The 17,929-nt window shown below is 70.5% G+C and carries 14 protein-coding genes; 8 read left to right on the forward strand and 6 right to left on the reverse strand.

Annotation, left to right across the window (positions count from 1 at the left end):
- Positions 1-4: 4 nt before the first annotated feature.
- Positions 5-2,092: a S9 family peptidase gene (locus ACIA6A_RS21675; RefSeq protein WP_396099579.1), complete on the reverse strand. Its 2,088-nt coding sequence runs from the start codon at positions 2,090-2,092 to the stop codon at positions 5-7.
- Between the two features lie 125 nt (positions 2,093-2,217).
- Between ACIA6A_RS21675 and ACIA6A_RS21680 the strand changes: the two genes are divergently transcribed.
- Positions 2,218-3,387, forward strand: coding sequence for an FAD-binding oxidoreductase (locus ACIA6A_RS21680; RefSeq protein WP_396099580.1), 1,170 nt, complete (start codon positions 2,218-2,220; stop codon positions 3,385-3,387).
- 42 nt (positions 3,388-3,429) lie between these two features.
- The gene (locus tag ACIA6A_RS21685; RefSeq protein ID WP_396099582.1) at positions 3,430-4,143 is read left to right on the forward strand and encodes a class I SAM-dependent methyltransferase; all 714 of its coding nucleotides are present in this window, start codon (positions 3,430-3,432) and stop codon (positions 4,141-4,143) included.
- A gap of 16 nt (positions 4,144-4,159) precedes the next feature.
- On the opposite strand, the gene ACIA6A_RS21690 is transcribed toward ACIA6A_RS21685, so the two are convergent.
- Both ACIA6A_RS21690 and ACIA6A_RS21695 read right to left on the reverse strand, forming a co-directional pair.
- Entirely contained in the window at positions 4,160-4,783 is a 624-nt protein-coding gene (locus tag ACIA6A_RS21690; RefSeq protein WP_396099583.1) for a dihydrofolate reductase family protein, read from the reverse strand.
- Between the two features lie 58 nt (positions 4,784-4,841).
- A complete protein-coding gene (locus ACIA6A_RS21695) occupies positions 4,842-5,489 on the reverse strand; it encodes a TetR/AcrR family transcriptional regulator (protein WP_396099584.1) in 648 nt (215 codons plus the stop codon).
- Between the two features lie 80 nt (positions 5,490-5,569).
- Here ACIA6A_RS21695 and ACIA6A_RS21700 point away from each other — a divergent pair, with 80 nt between their 5' ends.
- Positions 5,570-6,667 (forward strand): FAD-dependent oxidoreductase, encoded by a 1,098-nt coding sequence (locus ACIA6A_RS21700; protein ID WP_396099585.1) that lies wholly within the window; start codon positions 5,570-5,572, stop codon positions 6,665-6,667.
- Here the strand turns inward: ACIA6A_RS21700 and ACIA6A_RS21705 are convergent.
- Positions 6,664-8,679, reverse strand: a complete 2,016-nt coding sequence (locus ACIA6A_RS21705) for a SpoIIE family protein phosphatase (protein ID WP_396099586.1) — start codon at positions 8,677-8,679, stop codon at positions 6,664-6,666. The two genes, ACIA6A_RS21700 and ACIA6A_RS21705, sit on opposite strands and share 4 nt — an antisense overlap.
- Positions 8,680-8,792: 113 nt before the next feature.
- On the opposite strand from ACIA6A_RS21705, the gene ACIA6A_RS21710 reads away from it, so the two are divergent.
- Both ACIA6A_RS21710 and ACIA6A_RS21715 read left to right on the forward strand, forming a co-directional pair.
- Positions 8,793-13,211 (forward strand): HAMP domain-containing protein, encoded by a 4,419-nt coding sequence (locus ACIA6A_RS21710; RefSeq protein WP_396099587.1) that lies wholly within the window; start codon positions 8,793-8,795, stop codon positions 13,209-13,211.
- Complete coding sequence (locus ACIA6A_RS21715; protein ID WP_396099588.1) at positions 13,204-13,752, forward strand: two-component system response regulator; 549 nt, start codon at positions 13,204-13,206, stop codon at positions 13,750-13,752. The genes ACIA6A_RS21710 and ACIA6A_RS21715 overlap by 8 nt, the downstream gene beginning before the upstream one ends.
- Here the strand turns inward: ACIA6A_RS21715 and ACIA6A_RS21720 are convergent, their stop codons facing one another.
- Positions 13,753-14,727, reverse strand: a complete 975-nt coding sequence (locus tag ACIA6A_RS21720) for a zinc-binding alcohol dehydrogenase family protein (protein ID WP_396099589.1) — start codon at positions 14,725-14,727, stop codon at positions 13,753-13,755.
- A 62-nt stretch (positions 14,728-14,789) separates the two neighbouring features.
- Between ACIA6A_RS21720 and ACIA6A_RS21725 the strand changes: the two genes are divergently transcribed.
- Positions 14,790-15,485 (forward strand): TetR/AcrR family transcriptional regulator, encoded by a 696-nt coding sequence (locus ACIA6A_RS21725; RefSeq protein WP_396099590.1) that lies wholly within the window; start codon positions 14,790-14,792, stop codon positions 15,483-15,485.
- Here ACIA6A_RS21725 and ACIA6A_RS21730 read toward each other — a convergent pair.
- On the reverse strand, positions 15,456-15,782 hold the full coding sequence (locus tag ACIA6A_RS21730) for an STAS domain-containing protein (RefSeq protein WP_396099591.1): 327 nt from the start codon (positions 15,780-15,782) through the stop codon (positions 15,456-15,458). The genes ACIA6A_RS21725 and ACIA6A_RS21730 overlap by 30 nt on opposite strands.
- Positions 15,783-15,916: 134 nt before the next feature.
- On the opposite strand from ACIA6A_RS21730, the gene hemL reads away from it, so the two are divergent.
- Both hemL and ACIA6A_RS21740 read left to right on the forward strand, forming a co-directional pair.
- Positions 15,917-17,263 carry a glutamate-1-semialdehyde 2,1-aminomutase gene (hemL, locus tag ACIA6A_RS21735; RefSeq protein WP_396099592.1) on the forward strand — a complete coding sequence of 449 codons (1,347 nt, stop codon included), beginning with the start codon at positions 15,917-15,919 and terminating at the stop codon, positions 17,261-17,263.
- 2 nt (positions 17,264-17,265) lie between these two features.
- Positions 17,266-17,925, forward strand: coding sequence for a histidine phosphatase family protein (locus tag ACIA6A_RS21740; protein WP_396099593.1), 660 nt, complete (start codon positions 17,266-17,268; stop codon positions 17,923-17,925).
- Positions 17,926-17,929: the final 4 nt, after the last annotated feature.

Consider the following 17,929-nt stretch of genomic DNA (forward strand, 5'->3'; position numbering starts at 1 on the left):
AAGGTCAGGCCAGGCCGACCGTGTCCAGGGTCCAGGCGAGCACGAACGCCTCTTCCTTCCAGGCGTCGTAGCGCCCGCTCGGCCCACCGTGGCCGGCACCCATCTCGATCTTGAGAAGGTACGACCCCTCGGGCGCCGTGGACCGCAGCCGCGCGACCCACTTGGCCGGCTCGTGATACAGCACCCGGGTGTCGTTGATGCTGGTCACGGCCAGGATCGCGGGGTAGTTCTGCTTGGTGACGTTCTCGTACGGGCTGTACGACTTCATGTACGCGTAGACGTCCGCGCTCTCCAGCGGGTTGCCCCACTCCTCCCACTCGGTGACCGTCAGCGGCAGCTCCGGGTCGAGGATCGAGGTCAGCGGGTCCACGAACGGCACCTGGGCGACGATGCCGGCGAACGCGTCCGGAGCGAGGTTGGCGACCGCGCCCATCAGCAGGCCACCCGCGGAACCGCCACGCGCCACGATCTTGTCAGCGCTGGTCCAGGACGACCGGGCCAGGGTGCGCGCGGCCGCGATGAAGTCGGTGAACGTGTTGCGCTTGGTCAGCATCTTGCCGTCCTCGTACCAGCGGCGGCCCATCTCACCACCGCCACGGACGTGCGCAATCGCGTAGACCATGCCGCGGTCCAGCAGCGACAGCCGGGCGACCGAGAAATACGGATCCATGCTGATCTCGTACGAGCCGTAGCCGTACAGCAGCAGCGGCGCCGAACCGTCCCGGGGGACATCCTTGCGCGCCACGATCGAGATCGGCACCTGGGTGCCGTCGTCCGCGTGCGCCCACTCCCGGAACTGCTCGTACTCCTGCGGGTCGTAACCGCCCAGCACCGGCTTGCGCTTGCGCAGCTCCATGCCGCGGGTGATCAGGTCCACGTCGTACACCGAGTCAGGGGTGATCATCGACGTGTAGCTGATGCGGACGAGATTGGTGTCGTACTCGGGGTTGTTGCCGAGCCCGACGCTGTAGAGCGGCTCGTCGAACGCCATGTCGTAGCTGTCGGTGCTGCCGTCGGCGAGCACCCGCAGCCCGGTCAGGCCGTCGCGGCGCAACGAGACCACGATGTGCCGCTGGAACGCGTCGACGGACTCCAGGCGGGTGCCGGGGGTGTGCGGGATCAGCTCCACCCAGTCGCCCGGGGCGTCCGCCGAGGTGTACGCGAGAGCGAAGTCCTCGGCGTTCTCGTTGTGCAGCACCAGGAAGCGGTGACCGTGGTGGTCGATCGAATACTCGACGCCCTGCACGCGCTCGCGGATCACGGCCGGCTCGGCGGTCGGCTGATCGGCCGCGATGACGCGTACCTCCGAGGTGACCTTGCTGCCGGCCTCGATGACGATGAACTTCTCGCTGCGGGTGAGCTCGACACCCACCCAGAAGCGCTCGTCCGGCTCCTCGAAGACCACCACGTCGTCGGCCGCGTCCTGCCCGACGGTGTGCCGCGACACCCGGTAGGGCCGCCACGCCGCGTCGACGGTGATGTAGAACAGCGTCGAGCCGTCCGCCGACCAGGCGCTGCCGTAGAACGTGTCCGGCACCTCGTCGGCCAGCGTCTCGCCGGTGACCAGGTCCTTGACCTTGAGGACGAAGCGTTCGTCGCCGTCGAAGTCCACCGAGTAGGCCAGGCGGTTGCCGTCCGGCGTCACGTCGAACGTGCCGAGCGCGAGGAAGTCCTTGCCCTCGGCCAGCTCGTTGCCGTCGAGCAGCACCTCCTCGCCGGGCAGCGGGGCGCCGTCGCCGGTGGCCGGCGGGTTCACGTCGTCCGGTGCGGCCGCGACCCGGCACTGGATGCCGTATTGCTTGCCCTCGACCGTGCGCGTGTAATACCAGAAGGCGCCCTTGCGCTGCGGCACCGAGAGATCGGTCTCCTGGGTGCGGCCCTTGATCTCCTCGAAGATCGTCTTCTGCAGGCCGTCCAGGTGCTCGGTCGCCTTCTTGGTCCACGCGTTCTCCGCGTCGAGATAGGCGACGGTCTCGGGGCTCTCCTTGTCGGCGAGCCAGGCGAACTCATCCGTGACGGTGTCGCCGTGGAAGGTGCGCTCGGACGGCACCTGGCGCACCGCGGGCGGTGTGGTGGGGATGTCAGTCGTCACGCTTCACCACGTTACCGGTCGGCCGGGGCCGGTGCGGCGTCGTACGCCGGTCGGGTCTCCCCGCTTCATTCGAACATGTGTACGATGTGCAGAGTGGACGAACGCATACCGCGGGGGGAGGGGTCATGGGCCCGATACGACCGGGACTTCCTGCCCGTGAGCCGCTCTTCCGGGCCCTCGTGGACATCTGTGGTCCCGACTTCGCCCGCCCGGCCACCAGCGCCGACGCGGTCGCCGGAAATCACGCGAGTTTCGTGGCCGTCCCGGCGACGACGAGCGCCGTGGTGGCCACCATGCGGCTCGCCGCGCAGCGTGGTCTGGGCGTCGTCCCGCGCGGTTCCGGGTCCAAAATCGACTGGGGCAAACCACCTCCGGGCGTGGACCTGCTGCTCGACACCGGCCGGCTCGACGGCATCTGGCACTCGCCCTCCACCGCCACGGGGGCGGTGGAGATCGGGGCCGGCACGTCGATCCGGTCGGTGCAGGCGGCGCTGGCGCTGCGAGGACTGCGGCTGGCGGTCGATCCACCGTCGGTCACGGCCACGCTCGGCGGCATGCTCGCCCTGAACGAGTCGGGTCCGCTGCGGCATCGCTTCGGCACCCCCGCGGCCCAGGTCGCGAGCGTCAGCTATGTGACCCGGGCCGGCGTCCAGGAGGAGTCCGACGGGGAGAACGGCCGTCCCGGCATCGGGGAGATCGACGGGGTCCTGCTGTCGGCGACGGTCCGGGTCCGGCCGCTGCCGGCCGCCCGGCGCTGGGTGACCGTGCCGGTGGTCGCGTCCCGCGAGATCCCCGAGCGGATCCGGCTCGCCGCCACCGCGGAGCCGAGCGCCGTCGAGGTCGACCTGCCCACCCCGGCCGGGCCGCGGCAGCCCGGCACGCTCGCCGTCCTCGTCGAGGGCGATCCGGCCGGCGTCGCCCAGCGCGCCAAGGACCTGGCCGTCGCGCTGGGCGACGGCTCGGCGGTCGCATCGACCGCGCCGCGCTGGTGGGGGCGCTACCCGTTCGAGGACGGCGACATCGGGCTGCGGCTGACCGTGCCGGTCGGGGAGCTCCAGGCGGCGGTGTACGCCCTGGCCGACGCGACCGGTATCCCGGTGCCGATCCGGGGCTCGGCGGGTCGTGGTGCCCTGCACGCCATGCTGCCGGGCACGCTCACCGCCCGCCGGGTGGAGGGCATCCTGGACGCGGTCCGCGGCGTGCTGCTGGCCCGCGACGGCCGGTGCGTGGCGGTCGCCGCCCCGCCCGCGATCAGCGCGGAGATCGACATGGCCCAGCCTCGCGACCTGTTCTGAAACTCGATCGACGGCGACGTATTTCCCGGCGAGGGTGGCGGGATGAGCCAGATCTGGGACACCGACGCGGCGCAGGCGTATGACACCCCGGGCACCGGGATGTTCGCGCCGGACCTGCTCGACGCCACGGCCGGCCGGCTGGCCGCGCTGGCCGGCGACGGGGAAGCCCTCGAGTTCGCCATCGGCACCGGGCGGGTGGCGGTGCCGCTGACCGAACGCGGGGTGCGGGTCACCGGGATCGAGCTCTCCCAGCCGATGATCGATCAACTGCGGACCAAGGTCGACGAGGCGACGATCCCGGTGCTCAGGGGCGACATGGCGAGCACGGTGGCCGACGGGCGGTTCTCGCTGGTCTACCTGGTCTTCAACACGATCTCCAACCTGCTCACCCAGGCTGAACAGGTGGCCTGCTTCCGCAACGCGGCCCGGCACCTCGGCCCCGGCGGCCGGTTCGTGATCGAGCTGTGGGTGCCGGCCCACAAGGCCGAGATCTTCGCCATCGAGTCGGGTTACCTCGGCCTCGACACGTACGACACGCTCAACCAGCGGGTGGTGTCGCACCACTTCCGCTTCGACCCCGAAGGCGGCACGCAGGCGCGGCTGTTCCGCTCGCCGCACCGCTACATCTGGCCGTCCGAACTGGACCTGATGGCCCAGCTGGCCGGCTTCTTCCTCGAGTCCAGGCACGCGGACTGGTCCGGGAGCGAGTTCACCGGGGAATCCCGGTCGCACGTCTCCGTCTATCGGCTCGCCTAGGTTCGGCCGGGCCCGTTCAGGAGAAAGCGGCGGTCGGGGTGGTGCGGCTCAGGGCGTCCGCGGCCAGGTGACGGCCCAGGTTTGCCAGGTTGCCGACCGCGTACGTGAGATATGCGAACTGGCCCATCTGGGCGACGTGGGTCAGGGCGAGCTGGTGCGAGGCGAGGTACCGGGGCAGCAGCGGAGTGCCCGCGCCCAGCGTCACCGGCGCCATGGCCAGGATGATCTCGTCCAGCAGGCCCGCGTCGGCGAACTCGGCCACCAGGTCGCCACCGCCGGCGAGCCACACGTTGCGGCCCTGGGCGGCGACCGTCATCGCCTGGTGGACCCGGCGGACGTCGCCGCTGACCATGAAGATGTTGGCGTCCGGGACCAGCGGCAGCTCCCGGTGGGTGAAGACCCAGCAGGGCACGTCGCCGTACATCTCGTGCCAGTTCTCGGGCTCCTCGAGGAGGTTGTCGTTCTTGAGGACCCACTCGTACGTCGTCGCGCCCATGGCGAAGGCGCCGACGTTCGAGAAGAAGGCGCCGAACGGATTGTCCGTGCCCTCGTCGACCTCGAAGAGCCATTCGAGCGAATTGTCCAGATCCGCGGTGAAGCCGTCGATGCTGGACGCCGTGTAGTACTGAGTCGTCGCCACGAGAAACACGATGCCATGACCTGGCCGACAAAAGGTGCGGATCGGTCAGGTATCCGGATCATCGGCGGGCGGTGATGCCGGCCAGGAAGATGTCCACCCCGGCCAGGAACTGTTCGCGGTCGTCGTGTTCGAAGGACGGGGTGGGATCCAGGTCGTCCGGCGCCCACTCCGCGGCGATCGTCTCCAGGTATACCTGCCGGGCGGCCTCATCGGGGGCGCGGCGGGCGCCCGCCGCATATTGCGCGGCCGCGCCGAGGACGTAGTTGACCAGTGCCGAGCCGGCGTCGGACCGTGCCGATCCGGTGATGCCGAGGCGGGTGAGCTGAGCCCCGACGCCCTTCCAGATCTGGACGACGGCGGGTTGCCAGGGCTCGCGGGCGAGCTGCCTCCCGGCCCAGGGGTGCGCGTCGATCACGTTGAAGATGCCGAGCGAGAGCGCGCGGATGGCGCGCTCCGGATCCTCGTCTGCGGCGATCTGCGTCAGCATCCGGCCGATGACGCCGTCGGTGGCCGCGGACAGCAGGTCGTCCTTGCTGGTGACGTGGTGGTAGATCGCGCCGCGACCGGTCGACAGGTGGGCGGTCAGCGCCCGGACCGTCAGGTCGGTCTCGCCCGCGGTGTCGAGGAGCTCGATGGTCGCCTCGACGATGCGCTCCCGGGAGAGCGCCTCGGTACGCCTCGGACTTCGCGGTGCCGGACCTGTCATGGACACCATCTTGACACAGATGGACCAGCGGTCCAACCTAGCTATGGACCAACGGTCCAATCGTCTCGTGGAGGTTCACCATGACTGTCATCAGCATCATCGGCGCGGGCCTCGGTGGGCTCACCCTCGCCCGGGTCCTGCACCTGCACGGCATCCCGGTCACCGTCTACGACGCGGAGACCTCCGCTGCCGACCGCACCCAGGGCGGCCAGCTCGACCTGCACGAACACAACGGCCAGCGGGCCCTCGCCATGGCCGGCCTCACCGCTGAGTTCCGCTCGATCATCCATCTGGGCGGGGCATCACAGCGGGTTCTCGACCCTCGGGGCGCGGTGCTCGCCGAACTGCCCGACGACGGTTCGATGACCCATCCCGAGGCCCTGCGCGGCGACATCCGGCGCATCCTGCTGGATTCACTGCCGGCCGGCACCGTGCGGTGGGGCCGGAAGTTCCGGTCAGCCACCGCGCTCGGCCGGGGCCGCCACGAACTGAGCTTCGCCGACGGCTCGACGGTCACCACCGACGTCCTCGTGGGCGCCGACGGCACCTGGTCCCGAGTGCGGGCGCTGCTCTCGGACCAGACGCCGGCCTACGCCGGCATGAGCTATGTCGACACCTATCTGCACGACGTCGACAACCGCCACCCCGCCTCGGCCAAAGCGGTCGGCGACGGCGCGATGTACGCCTTCGTCCCGGGCAAGGGCTTCCTCGCCCACCGGGAAGCGGGAAACGTCATCCACACGTACGTCGTGCTGAGCCGCCCGGTCGCATGGTTCGCCGACGCCGGTGCCATCGCGGCCGAGTTCGAGGGGTGGGCGCCCGAGCTCGTCTCCCTGATCGCCGACAGCGACCGCCCACCGGTGGTCCGCAGCATCTATCAGCTCCCCGACGCGCACCGCTGGGACCGCGTGCCCGGTGTGACCCTGCTCGGCGACGCCGCACACGTGACCGTCCCGGGCGGGGAGGGTGCCAACATCGCGATGCTCGACGGTGCCGAGCTCGGTCAGGCGATCGCCGCGCATCCCGGTGACATCGAGGCCGCGTTCGCCGCCTTCGAGGAGGTGATGTTCCGCCGCGCCGAGGCCGAGGCGACCGCCGCCCGGGAGACCGTCGACATGATCTTCGGCAGCGGCGCGCCCCACGGGCTCGTCACCCTGTTCAGCGGTGGCGAGGACTAGAGGGCGTCGTTGCGGAGGACCAGGATCGCGATGTCGTCGCGGGGTTCCTCGACCGAGTAGTTGATCGTGGTGGAGCGCAGGCGGGCCGCCATCACGTCCGCCGGATAGCCCGCGAGCGGGGCCGCCGCCTCGCGCAGGCGGGCGGTGCCGAACAGTTCGCGGCCGCGGCGGCGTTCGGTGACGCCGTCGGTGTAGAAGATGAGCGAGTCGCCGGGGTGCAGGGTCACCGCCGCGTCCGGGGAGGAGATGCTCTCCAGCAGGCCCAGCGCCGTGCCGCCCTCGCCGACGAACGAGGTCTTGCCGTCCGCGCGCACGAGGACCGCGCGGTCGTGGCCGGCCAGGTGGAGGCGGACGGCCAGGTCGGTGCCGTCGCGGATGACCGAGGCCATGGCCAGGGTGCAGTACCGCCCGCCGCCGCGCTGGACGAGGGTGCGGTTGACCCGGCAGAGGATCTCGGTCATCGGCTTGTGGTCGTCGACCAGGATGCGGATCACGTCCCGGACGAGGCCGGTGACGGTCGCCGCCTGGACGCCCTTGCCGGACACGTCGCCGACGACCACGATCCAGCCGTCCTCGGCGGGGACGACGTCGTAGAAGTCGCCGCCCACCTCGGAGCCGGTGGGGACGTACTCGGCGGCGAAACCGACCCCCTCGACGTGCGGCAGGGCCGGGGGCAGCAGCGACGCCTGCAGGGTCCGGGCGACCTTGCGGCGTTCGTCGTGGATGCGAGCGTTGTCGATGGCCAGGGCGGCCCGGCGGGCGACGTCCTCCAGGACCGCGACCTCGTCGGCGTCGTGGCGGTGGCGCAGGTGCCGGCCCACCGCGAGGGTGCCGAGCCGCTGGCCGCGGGCGACCAGGGGGACCGCGAAACCGTCGCTGGGGGCGCCGAGCATGACCTGCTGGCCGAGGCGCGACGCCTCCTCGAGCCGGGACAGGATCGAGTCGGGGCCGGTCTCCGACAGCGTGCCGTGCAGCTGGGTGACGGCTTCCTCGTCGGCGTGGGTGGCGGCGGCGAGCTGGAGGCGGCCCCAGGCGTCGGTGGTGTGCACGGCGCACCACTGGCCGAGGCGGGGCACCACCAGCTGGGGGATCAGCGCCATCGTGAGGTTGACGTCGAGGCTCTGGGCGAGCAGCTCGCTGGCCTCGGCGAGGAACGTCAGCCAGGTCTGGCGGCGCAGGTCGGTGCGCCGGAGCCGGTCGTTCTCGAGGTGCAGCGAGAGCCGTTCGGCGACGATCGTGGCGAGCGGCTGCGCGTACCCCTCGGGGGAGGCGTCGAGCTCCAGCTCACCGATGTAGGGCCGGTGCACGGAGAGCGGCACCCGGATCGTGGCGGCGTCGTCGCGGGGGGCGCGGCCGTGCCGGGCGAGCAGTTGCCGCCCGAAGCCCTCGCCGCGGTCGAGCCGCACCACGCCGCCGGTCGCGCCGGTGAGCCGGGCGAGGCGGGCGAGCAGTTCGGTGGCGAATTCGGCCAGGCCGTCGTCGGTGTTGCGACCCGGGTCGACGTCGAGCAGCGCGGTCAGCTCCCCGACGCTGGGGGTGGGGTCACCCTCGACGACCGGCAGCGCGGCGACGGGAGGGGCATCCGCCTTGCTCTCCAGACGGAACCACACCCCCTTGCCGGTGCCCTCGTGCACGGTGCCCCAGCGGCTGGCGAAGTGGTCGACCAGCAGCAGTCCGCGACCGCGTTCGGCCACCTCGCCGATGTCGGTCTTGTCGTTGCGCGGGCCGACCGCGAGCTCCTCGACCGGGCCCGGGGCGAAGTCGGTCACCGTGACCGTCAGCCCGGCCTGGTCGGCGGTGACCTCGATGTCGAGCTCGGTGCCGGCGTGCACCACCGCGTTCGTCGACAGCTCGGTGGTGAGCAGCAGCGCCTCGTTGATCAGGGGCTCGAGCCCGGCCTCCTCCAGCAACGAGCGCACCAGGGCACGCGCGGCCGCCGGGGTCCGCCTGTCATTGGGCAGCCGGACCCGGCGCGTCAGGGCCCCCGCTGCTTGTCCCACCTCGACCGGCACGCATGCATCCTCTCCCGGGAACGGCCCGATGCACAAAGCCACATCTCGCAATGACCCGCCCGGGCGAGGGATGATGGAGCGCCCAGCCCCGTCGGACAGCGAATGAGGACAGCATGACTACGGCCAACGAGGTCGGCGTCGGTCTGACTGACGAGACCGCCCTGCTCGGCGAGGTCGCGGACGCCCTGCGCCGGGTCCGCCAGGGCGATCTCAAGGTTCGCCTGGCCCGGCGCAACGGAACGTTCGGCGAGCTCGTCGACGCGTTCAACGAGGTCGTCTCGCTGCAGGAACAGCAGAACCTCGACGTGCGCCGGATCAGTCGCACCGTCGGACGCGAGGGCCGGCTGACCGAACGCCTCGACGACGAGGGGCTCGACGGGTCCTGGGCGGACAGCGTCCGCTCGGTCAACTCGCTCATCGACGACCTGGCCCGGCCGACCACCGAGATCTCCCGGGTCATCGTGGCGGTGGCCGACGGCGACCTCTCCCAGCACATGGCGCTGGAGATGGACGGACGACCCCTGCGGGGTGAATTCCTCCGGATCGGCCGCACGGTGAACACGATGGTGGATCAGTTGTCCTCGTTCGCCGACGAGGTGACCCGGGTGGCCCGCGAGGTGGGCACCGAGGGCGAGCTGGGCGGTCAGGCCGACGTCCGCGGGGTGGCCGGCACGTGGAAGGACCTCACCGACTCCGTCAACACCATGGCGTCGAACCTGACCCACCAGGTGCGGTCGATCTCGCAGGTGGCGACCGCGGTGGCCCGCGGCGACCTGTCCCAGAAGATCACCGTCTCGGCCCGTGGTGAGGTGGCCGAGCTGGCCGACACCATGAACGGCCTCACCGACACGCTGCGGTTGTTCGCCGAGCAGGTGACCCGGGTGGCCCGCGAGGTGGGCACCGAGGGGAAACTGGGCGGCCAGGCGGACGTACCCAATGTCGCGGGCACCTGGAAGGACCTCACCGATTCGGTGAACTCCATGGCGTCCAACCTGACCAGCCAGGTCCGCAACATCGCCCAGGTCTCCACCGCGGTCGCCAAGGGTGACCTGTCGCAGAAGATCACGGTGGCCGCCCAGGGCGAGATCCTGGAGCTCAAGGACACCGTCAACACGATGGTGGACCAGCTGTCCGGCTTCGCCGACGAGGTGACCCGGGTGGCGCGCGAGGTCGGCACCGAGGGCCGGCTGGGTGGTCAGGCCCAGGTCAGAGGCGTGTCGGGTACGTGGCGTGACCTCACCGAGAACGTGAATCAGCTCGCCGCCAACCTGACCAGCCAGGTCCGTAACATCGCGTCAGTCTCCACGGCGGTGGCCAAGGGTGACCTGTCGCAGAAGATCACGGTCGACGCCCGGGGCGAGATCCTGGAGCTGAAGTCGACCGTCAACACGATGGTGGACCAGCTGTCCTCGTTCGCCGACGAGGTGACCCGGGTGGCTCGCGAGGTCGGCTCGGAGGGCAAGCTCGGCGGTCAGGCCCAGGTCAAGGGCGTTTCGGGTACGTGGCGCGACCTCACCGACAACGTCAACTACATGGCGTCCAACCTGACCAGCCAGGTCCGTAACATCGCCTCGGTCACCACGGCGGTGGCCAAGGGTGACCTGTCGCAGAAGATCACGGTCGACGCCCGGGGCGAGATCCTGGAGCTGAAGTCGACCGTCAACACCATGGTCGACCAGCTGTCCTCGTTCGCCGACGAGGTGACCCGGGTGGCCCGCGAGGTCGGCACCGAGGGCAAGCTCGGCGGTCAGGCCCAGGTGCGTGGCGTGGCCGGCACGTGGCGTGACCTGACCGACAACGTCAACTCGATGGCGTCCAACCTGACCGCGCAGGTCCGCAACATCGCCCAGGTCTCCACCGCGGTCGCACGAGGTGACCTGTCGCAGAAGATCACGGTCGACGCCCAGGGCGAGATCCTCGAACTGAAGATGACCGTGAACACGATGGTGGACCAGTTGTCGTCGTTCGCCGACGAGGTGACCCGGGTGGCCCGCGAGGTCGGCTCGGAGGGCAAGCTCGGTGGTCAGGCCCAGGTGCGTGGCGTGGCCGGCACCTGGCGCGACCTCACCGACAACGTCAACTACATGGCGTCCAACCTCACCGCGCAGGTCCGCAACATCGCCTCGGTCACCACCGCGGTGGCCAAGGGCGACATGACGCAGAAGATCACCGTCGACGCCCGGGGCGAGATCCAGGAGCTCAAGGACACCGTCAACACCATGGTGGACCAGCTGTCGTCGTTCGCCACCGAGGTCACCCGGGTCGGCCGGGAGGTCGGCATCGAGGGCAAGCTCGGCGGTCAGGCCGAGGTCAAGGGCGTCTCGGGTACGTGGCGTGACCTCACCGACAATGTCAATCAGCTCGCGTCCACGCTGACCACCCAGCTGCGCGCGATCGCCGAGGTGTCCACCGCGGTGGCCCGGGGCGACCTGACGCAGAGCATCGCGGTCAAGGCGCAGGGCGAGGTCGCGGAGCTCAAGGACAACATCAACCAGATGATCGTGGCGCTGCGGGAGACCACCACCGCCAACGCCGAACAGGGCTGGCTCGACTCCAACCTGGCCCGGATCAGCGGTCTGCTGCAGGGCCAGCGGGATCTCGGCGAGGTCTGCCGCATGATCATGACCGAGGTGACGCCGCTGGTGTACGCGCAGCTCGGAGCGTTCTTCCTGGTCGACAACGAGGAAGCGGTGATGCGGCTGCGGCTGGCCGCGTCGTACGGCTACGTCGCCCGCAACCACGAGGTGACGTTCGGGCCGGGCGAGGGCCTGGTCGGGCAGGCCGCGGTCTCCCGCCGCACGATCCGGGTGCGGGCGACCCATGACGGCGTGCTGACCATGCGCTCGGGCCTGATGTCGATGCCACCGAACGATCTCGTGGTGCTGCCGGTGCTGTTCGAGGGCGAGATGCTCGGCGTCATCGAGTTCGCGTCGGTCGCCTCGTTCTCCGGGCTGCACCTGACGTTCCTGGAGCGCCTCGTCGCCACGATCGGGATCGCTCTCAACACCATCCAGGCCAACCGGCGTACCGAAGAACTGCTCTCGCAGTCGCAGCGCCTGGCCCGGGAGATGCAGGACCAGTCGGCGGAGCTGCAGCGCACGAACGCTGAGCTGGAGGACAAGGCCCAGCTGCTCAGCGAGCAGAAGGGCAACATCGAGACCAAGAACCGGGAGATCGAACTCGCCCGGCTCGGCCTCGAGGAGAAGGCGCAGCAGCTGTCCCGTGCCTCCGCCTACAAGACCGAGTTCCTGGCGAACATGAGCCACGAGCTGCGTACCCCGCTGAACTCGTTGTTGCTGCTCGCCCGCCTGCTCGCGGACAATTCAGACCGCAACCTGACCGAGAAGCAGATCGAATTCGCCCGTACGATCCACAGCGCCGGTTCCGACCTCCTGTCGCTGATCGACGACATCCTCGACCTCAGCAAGATCGAGGCGGGCCGGATGGACGTGGACACCGATCAGGTCGACTTCGACGGCGTGCGCAGTTACGTCGAGCAGGCGTTCCTGCCGCAGGCGAACGAGAAGAACCTCGACTTCCGGGTGGAGGTCTCGCCCGAGCTGCCCGACTCGATCGTCACCGACGAACAGCGGCTCCAGCAGATCCTGCGCAACCTGCTCTCCAACGCCGTCAAGTTCACCGACAGCGGTTCGGTGACGCTGAGCATCTACCCGGCGCCGGAGGACAGCTACTTCGACATGCCGGCGTTGTCCGCGGCCGATCAGGTGGTCGCGTTCGCGGTCACCGACACCGGCATCGGCATCTCCGACGAGAAGCTCAGCCTGATCTTCGAGGCGTTCCAGCAGGCCGACGGCACCACCAGCCGCAAGTACGGTGGCACCGGCCTGGGCCTGTCGATCAGCCGGGAGTTCGCGGCGCTGCTCGGCGGCACGATCGTGGTCTCGTCCGCACCCGGTGAGGGCTCCACCTTCACCCTGTACATGCCGGACGTCCCGGTGCCGGACATGGTCCCGGTGCCGAGCATGCCCGGCCTGCCGCAGCTGCTGCCCGCGGTGGAGGTGCCGGTGTCGCCCCGGCCGGCATCGCTGAGCTCGCTGGATCTGCCACTGTTCAGCGCGCCGCCGGAGCCGGAGCCGGTCCCGGTGAGCGCGGCCGGCCGGCAGCTCGACGGGGCCACCGTGCTCATCGTGGACGACGACGTACGCAACGTGTTCGCCCTGACCAGCGCCCTGGAGATGCACGGGCTGAACGTGCTGTACTCCGACAACGGGGTGGACGGGGTGCGCCTGCTGGCCGAGCACCCCGAGGTCGACATCGTGCTGATGGACGCGATGATGCCGGACCAGGACGGCTACGAGACGACCCGGGGGATCCGCCGTAATCAGCGCTTCCAGGATCTGCCGGTAGTGTTCCTGACGGCCAAGGCGATGCCCGGTGACCGTGAATCGGCCCTCGCGGCGGGCGCGAGTGACTACATCACCAAGCCCGTCGACCTGGACCAGCTCATCGAGCTCATGGCCCGCTGGGTCAACGCCTCCGAACGGTCGGGAACGGAGAGTGAGCGTGGCTGAGAAGGCCAAAGCTCTGCTGGTCGATGACCGGCGTGACAACCTGCTCGCACTGGAGGCGATCCTGCAGGGTCTCCCCGTGCAGGCGGTGGCCGTGGAGAGCGGCGAGGCAGCCCTGAAACAGCTGCTCACCGACGACTTCGCGGTGATCCTGCTGGACGCCCAGATGCCGAACATGGACGGTTTCGAGACGGCCGGGCACATCAAGCGCCGCGAGCGGACCCGGCACGTCCCGATCCTGTTCCTCACCGCCGCGGACCGTGACGCTCAGTTGGCGTTGCGGGGTTACGCCGTGGGTGCGGTGGACTATCTGACGAAGCCGTTCGACCCCTGGGTGCTGCGCGCCAAGGTTGCCGTCTTCGTCGAGCTCTGGACCAAGACCCAGCAGCTCAAGGCCCAGGCGGAAGCGGCCCGGGAACGCGAGAGCCAATGGCAGCGGCTGACCGACCTGGTCGACGAGGCCACCCGCACCCTGCGCGCGGGCGGCGACGAGGCCTCCGCCGAGGCCCTGGAGCTGCTGGAGAAGGCCCGCTGGGGCACCTGATCAGGGCCTGAGCAGGATCCGGCCGAGGTGCGACCTGCTCTCCAGCAGGCGATGCGCCTCGGCCGCTTCGCTCAGTGGCAGCTCGGTGGCCGCACCGCCGGTGAGCCGGCCGGCCGCGACCATCCGGGCCAGCTCGTCCATCTCGGCCCGGGCCCGGTCCGGCGCGGCGGCCCGCCAGGCCAGCAACGAGAACCCGGCCACAAAACGCAGGGCATAGAGGCTGGTCACCGGCACGTCGCTCAGGTCACCCGAGGCGGCCCCATAGGTCACCGCTTTCCCGTACGGACGGAGCAGCTCGACGCTACGCCGCAGCACATCCCCGCCGACCGCCTCGACGACCACGTGCACGCCGTCCGGAGCGGCTTCGCGTACCTGATCGGGCCAGTCCTGCGCGGTGTAGTCGACGGCGATGTCCGCCCCCTCGCGCCGGGCGGCCGCGAGCTTCTCCGAGGTGCTCGCGGTGCCGATGACCAGGCCCGCACCCGAGATCCTGGCCAGTCGCAGCGCGAGCCGGCCGATGGTGCCGGCCGCGGAGTGGACCAGCACGGTGTCGCCGTATCCGAGCCCGCCGGTGCGCAGGACCCGCAACGCCACCGGGGCGGCGGTCGGCAGCATGCTCGCGCTCACGGCGTCCATGTCGTCCGGGACGACGGTGACCCACCGCGCTTGCGTGACGGCGAAGTCGGCGAACGCGTCCTCGGCGAGGGCGGCCACCCGGCGGCCCAGCAGGGATGGATCAACCCCTTCGCCGAGTTTGTCCACCACGCCCACGACGTCGCCGGTGAGGGTGCCGGGCAGGGGGCGCCGGAAGATCGCTCCGCTGGACGGTCCACGACGGAACCTGGTGTCGACGAAATTCGCCCCGATCGCCTCCGCGCGGATCAGCACCTCGCCCGGGCCCGGGGAAGGGATGCCGGTCTCTTCGAGCGTGAGGACGTCCGGGTCGCCGTACTCGAAAAAGCGCACTCGCCGCATGATGCCGCTCCCCGGAGACTAAGTTGACTGCCGGTCAATTTAGCAGAGAGGAGGATGGCCGGGTGACGCGTGCCGACGCCCTGCGCAACCGACGCGCGATTCTGCTGGCCACCGAGGAGCTGCTGACCCGGCACCGCCCGGCGCAGATCTCGATGGACCAGGTCGCGGCCGCCGCGGGGGTGGGCAAGGGCACGATCTTTCATCGGTTCGGCTCCCGGGCCGGCCTGATGACCGCGCTCATGCAGGACCGGGCGATGGCGCTCAGCGCGTCGGTGACCAGCGGTCCGCCGCCGCTCGGGCCCGGGGCGGAACCCGCGGTGCGGCTGATCGCGTTCCTCGATGCGGTGGTCGAGGTGGTCGCCCGCAACAAGGGCCTGCTCGCCGCCCTCGGTCAAGCGACGGCCGATTCCCACCGCCAAGAATCGGATGATCGGGACGGGCATCCGGTCTATGGCTTCTGGCACGGGCACATCGCTGGGCTGCTCGCGGAGGCGTGCCCGGGGCTGGATGCCGCCGTGCATGCCGACCTGCTGCTCGCGCCGCTCTCCAGCGGGCCGGTCCTCAGGCTCCTGGAGCGGGGAGAGGCCGGACGGGTCGCCGGCGCGCTGCGAACGGCCGCATCGGCCCTGCTGGCCGTGTCATCCGCGGTCGGGCCATCCGCGGCCGGGCCGTCGGCGGCCGGGCCGTCGGTGGCCGGGTCAGCGGCGGTGTCGACGCCGACCGGAGGGTCAGGCGGTGGAGGAGATCATCAGGGCTGAGCGCAGGCCGGTGATGTCCAGGACCCGCAGCAGGAAATCGCCGACGTTGGTGAGGGCCAGCAGGGATCGGGCATGCTGGGCCTTCCGACTGAGCACCACCAGGGTGCCCAGGCCCTGGGAGTCGCAGAAGGTCACGCCGGACATGTCGAGGATGATCCGGGCCGGGGGCTCCGCGAGGATCTCGTTGACCATGGCGGAGAGCCGGGCCACCGTGAGCACGTCGATCTCCCCGGCGAGACGGAAGATCGCCTCGTCGGGAGCGCGCTCCATCGTGATGGACAGCTCCGGTCGTTCCACCCCGTCACCCTATCGCGGGCAACCGGGATCGGCCTGCCGGGCGCGGTGCGGTGCGGCTCCCGGGTGGGCATCGATCGTGACCAAGCCAACGCCCGGCGGGGCTGATCGGACGTGCGCGGACCCGCGCTGACAGAATGGGAGTCGCTGTGACCACCTCATACCGCGCCGAGGGCATTCCTTATCCGGATGATGCCCCGGTCTCCCAGGCCCTGTTCGACCGCGCCCAGGCCATCGTGCCCGGCGGGGTCAATTCACCCGTGCGTGCGTTCAAGTCCGTCGGCGGGACGCCGCGGTTCATGGCTCGCGGCACCGGACCCTGGCTCTTCGACGCCGACGGGCGACGCTATGTCGACCTGGTCTGCTCGTGGGGGCCGATGATCCACGGCCACGCGCATCCCGAGATCGTCGCCGCGGTGCAGGCCGCCGCCGCGCTCGGCACCAGCTTCGGCACACCCACCGAGGGTGAGGTCGACCTGGCCGAGGAGATCGTCCGGCGCACCCCGGTCGAGCAGGTCCGCCTGGTCAGCTCCGGCACCGAGGCGACGATGACCGCGATCCGGCTGGCCCGGGGTTACACCGGCCGCGCCAAGATCGTGAAGTTCGCCGGCTGCTACCACGGCCACGTCGACGCGCTGCTCGCCGCGGCCGGCTCCGGGGTCGCGACGCTCGGCCTGCCCGATTCGCCCGGGGTCACCGGTGCGTCGGCCAGTGAGACCATCGTGCTGCCCTACAACGACATCAGCGCGGTCGAGGCCGTGTTCGCCGAGGAGCCGGGTGAGATCGCCGCGATCATCACCGAGGCAGCGGCGGGCAATATGGGGGTCGTCGCCCCGCGCGAGGGCTTCAACCGGCGGCTGGCGGAGATCGCCCACGCCGACGGCGCGCTGCTCATCGTCGACGAGGTCATGACCGGGTTCCGGGTGTCGGCGGGCGGCTGGGCCGGGCTCGAGCCGGTGGACGCCGACCTGTTCACGTACGGGAAGGTCATGGGTGGGGGTCTGCCCGCCGCGGCCTTCGGCGGTCGCACGGAGATCATGTCCCGCCTGGCCCCGTCCGGTCCGGTCTATCAGGCCGGCACCCTCTCGGGTAACCCGCTCGCCTGCGCCGCCGGGCTGGCCAGCCTGCGCCTGGCCGACGACGCGGCCTACCAGCGCCTCGACGAGCTGTCGGGCACGGTCAGCTCGCTGGCCTCCGAGGCGCTGGCCGCCGCCGGAGTGACCCACCGGCTGTCGACCGCCGGGAACATGTTCTCGATCTTCTTCACCGACGTCGACGTGGTGGACTACGACTCGGCGAAGACGCAGGACCCGGCCGTGTTCAAGGCGTTCTTCCACGAGATGCTCCGGCGCGGTGTCTATCTGCCGCCGAGCGCGTTCGAGTCGTGGTTCGTGTCGACGGCGCTGGACGACGAGGCCTTGGAGACGATCCGAACGGCACTGCCGGCAGCCGCCGCCGCTGCCGCGGCAGCAGCGGGGAGCTGACCATGAGCGACGAGCCCACCAGGACCACCGTGCACGTGCTGCGGCACGGCGAGGTGCACAACCCGGCCAAGATTCTGTACGGCCGGCTGCCCGACTTCCACCTGTCGCAGCTGGGCCGGCAGATGGCGGTGGCCGCGTCGGAGCATCTCGCCGGGCGCGACATCACCCACGTGGTGGCCAGCCCGCTGGAACGCGCGCAGGAGACCGCCGAGCCGTTCGCCGAGCAGTTCAAGCTGGAGACCGCGACCGACGTCCGGCTGATCGAGAGCGCGAATTTCTTCGAGGGCAAGCGGGTCGCGGTCGGTGACGGCGCGTTCGGCAACCCGCGCAACTGGTGGGTGCTGCGCGACCCGATCACGCCGAGCTGGGGCGAGGCCTACCTGGTGATCGCCCAGCGGATGTTCGCCGCGATCCAGGCCGCGCGGGTCGCCGCCGAGGGTCACGAGGCGGTCTGCGTGTCACATCAGCTGCCGATCTGGACGCTGCGCCGATACATCGAGAAGAAGCGCCTCTGGCACGACCCGCGCAAGCGGCAGTGCGGGCTGGCGAGCCTCACCTCCTTCCACTTCGAGGGTTCCAAGGTGGTCGGCTTCGACTACGCGGAGCCCGCCGCCGCTCTGGTGGCTATGTCGCCCACCGCTCGGACGGCAAAGGGCGCGTGATGAA

The sequence above is a fragment of the Actinoplanes sp. NPDC051494 genome (assembly GCF_044454705.1).
GTDB lineage: Bacteria > Actinomycetota > Actinomycetes > Mycobacteriales > Micromonosporaceae > Actinoplanes.

Bases quoted from the DNA above. Each gene is read 5' to 3' on its own strand.
- ACIA6A_RS21695 (WP_396099584.1), bottom strand. From the start codon at position 5,489: ATGACAGGTCCGGCACCGCGAAGTCCGAGGCGTACCGAGGCGCTCTCC.
- hemL (WP_396099592.1), top strand. From the start codon at position 15,917: ATGGGAGTCGCTGTGACCACCTCATACCGCGCCGAGGGCATTCCTTAT.
- ACIA6A_RS21680 (WP_396099580.1), top strand. From the start codon at position 2,218: ATGGGCCCGATACGACCGGGACTTCCTGCCCGTGAGCCGCTCTTCCGG.
- ACIA6A_RS21720 (WP_396099589.1), bottom strand. From the start codon at position 14,727: ATGCGGCGAGTGCGCTTTTTCGAGTACGGCGACCCGGACGTCCTCACG.
- ACIA6A_RS21700 (WP_396099585.1), top strand. From the start codon at position 5,570: ATGACTGTCATCAGCATCATCGGCGCGGGCCTCGGTGGGCTCACCCTC.
- ACIA6A_RS21710 (WP_396099587.1), top strand. From the start codon at position 8,793: ATGACTACGGCCAACGAGGTCGGCGTCGGTCTGACTGACGAGACCGCC.
- ACIA6A_RS21685 (WP_396099582.1), top strand. From the start codon at position 3,430: ATGAGCCAGATCTGGGACACCGACGCGGCGCAGGCGTATGACACCCCG.
- ACIA6A_RS21740 (WP_396099593.1), top strand. From the start codon at position 17,266: ATGAGCGACGAGCCCACCAGGACCACCGTGCACGTGCTGCGGCACGGC.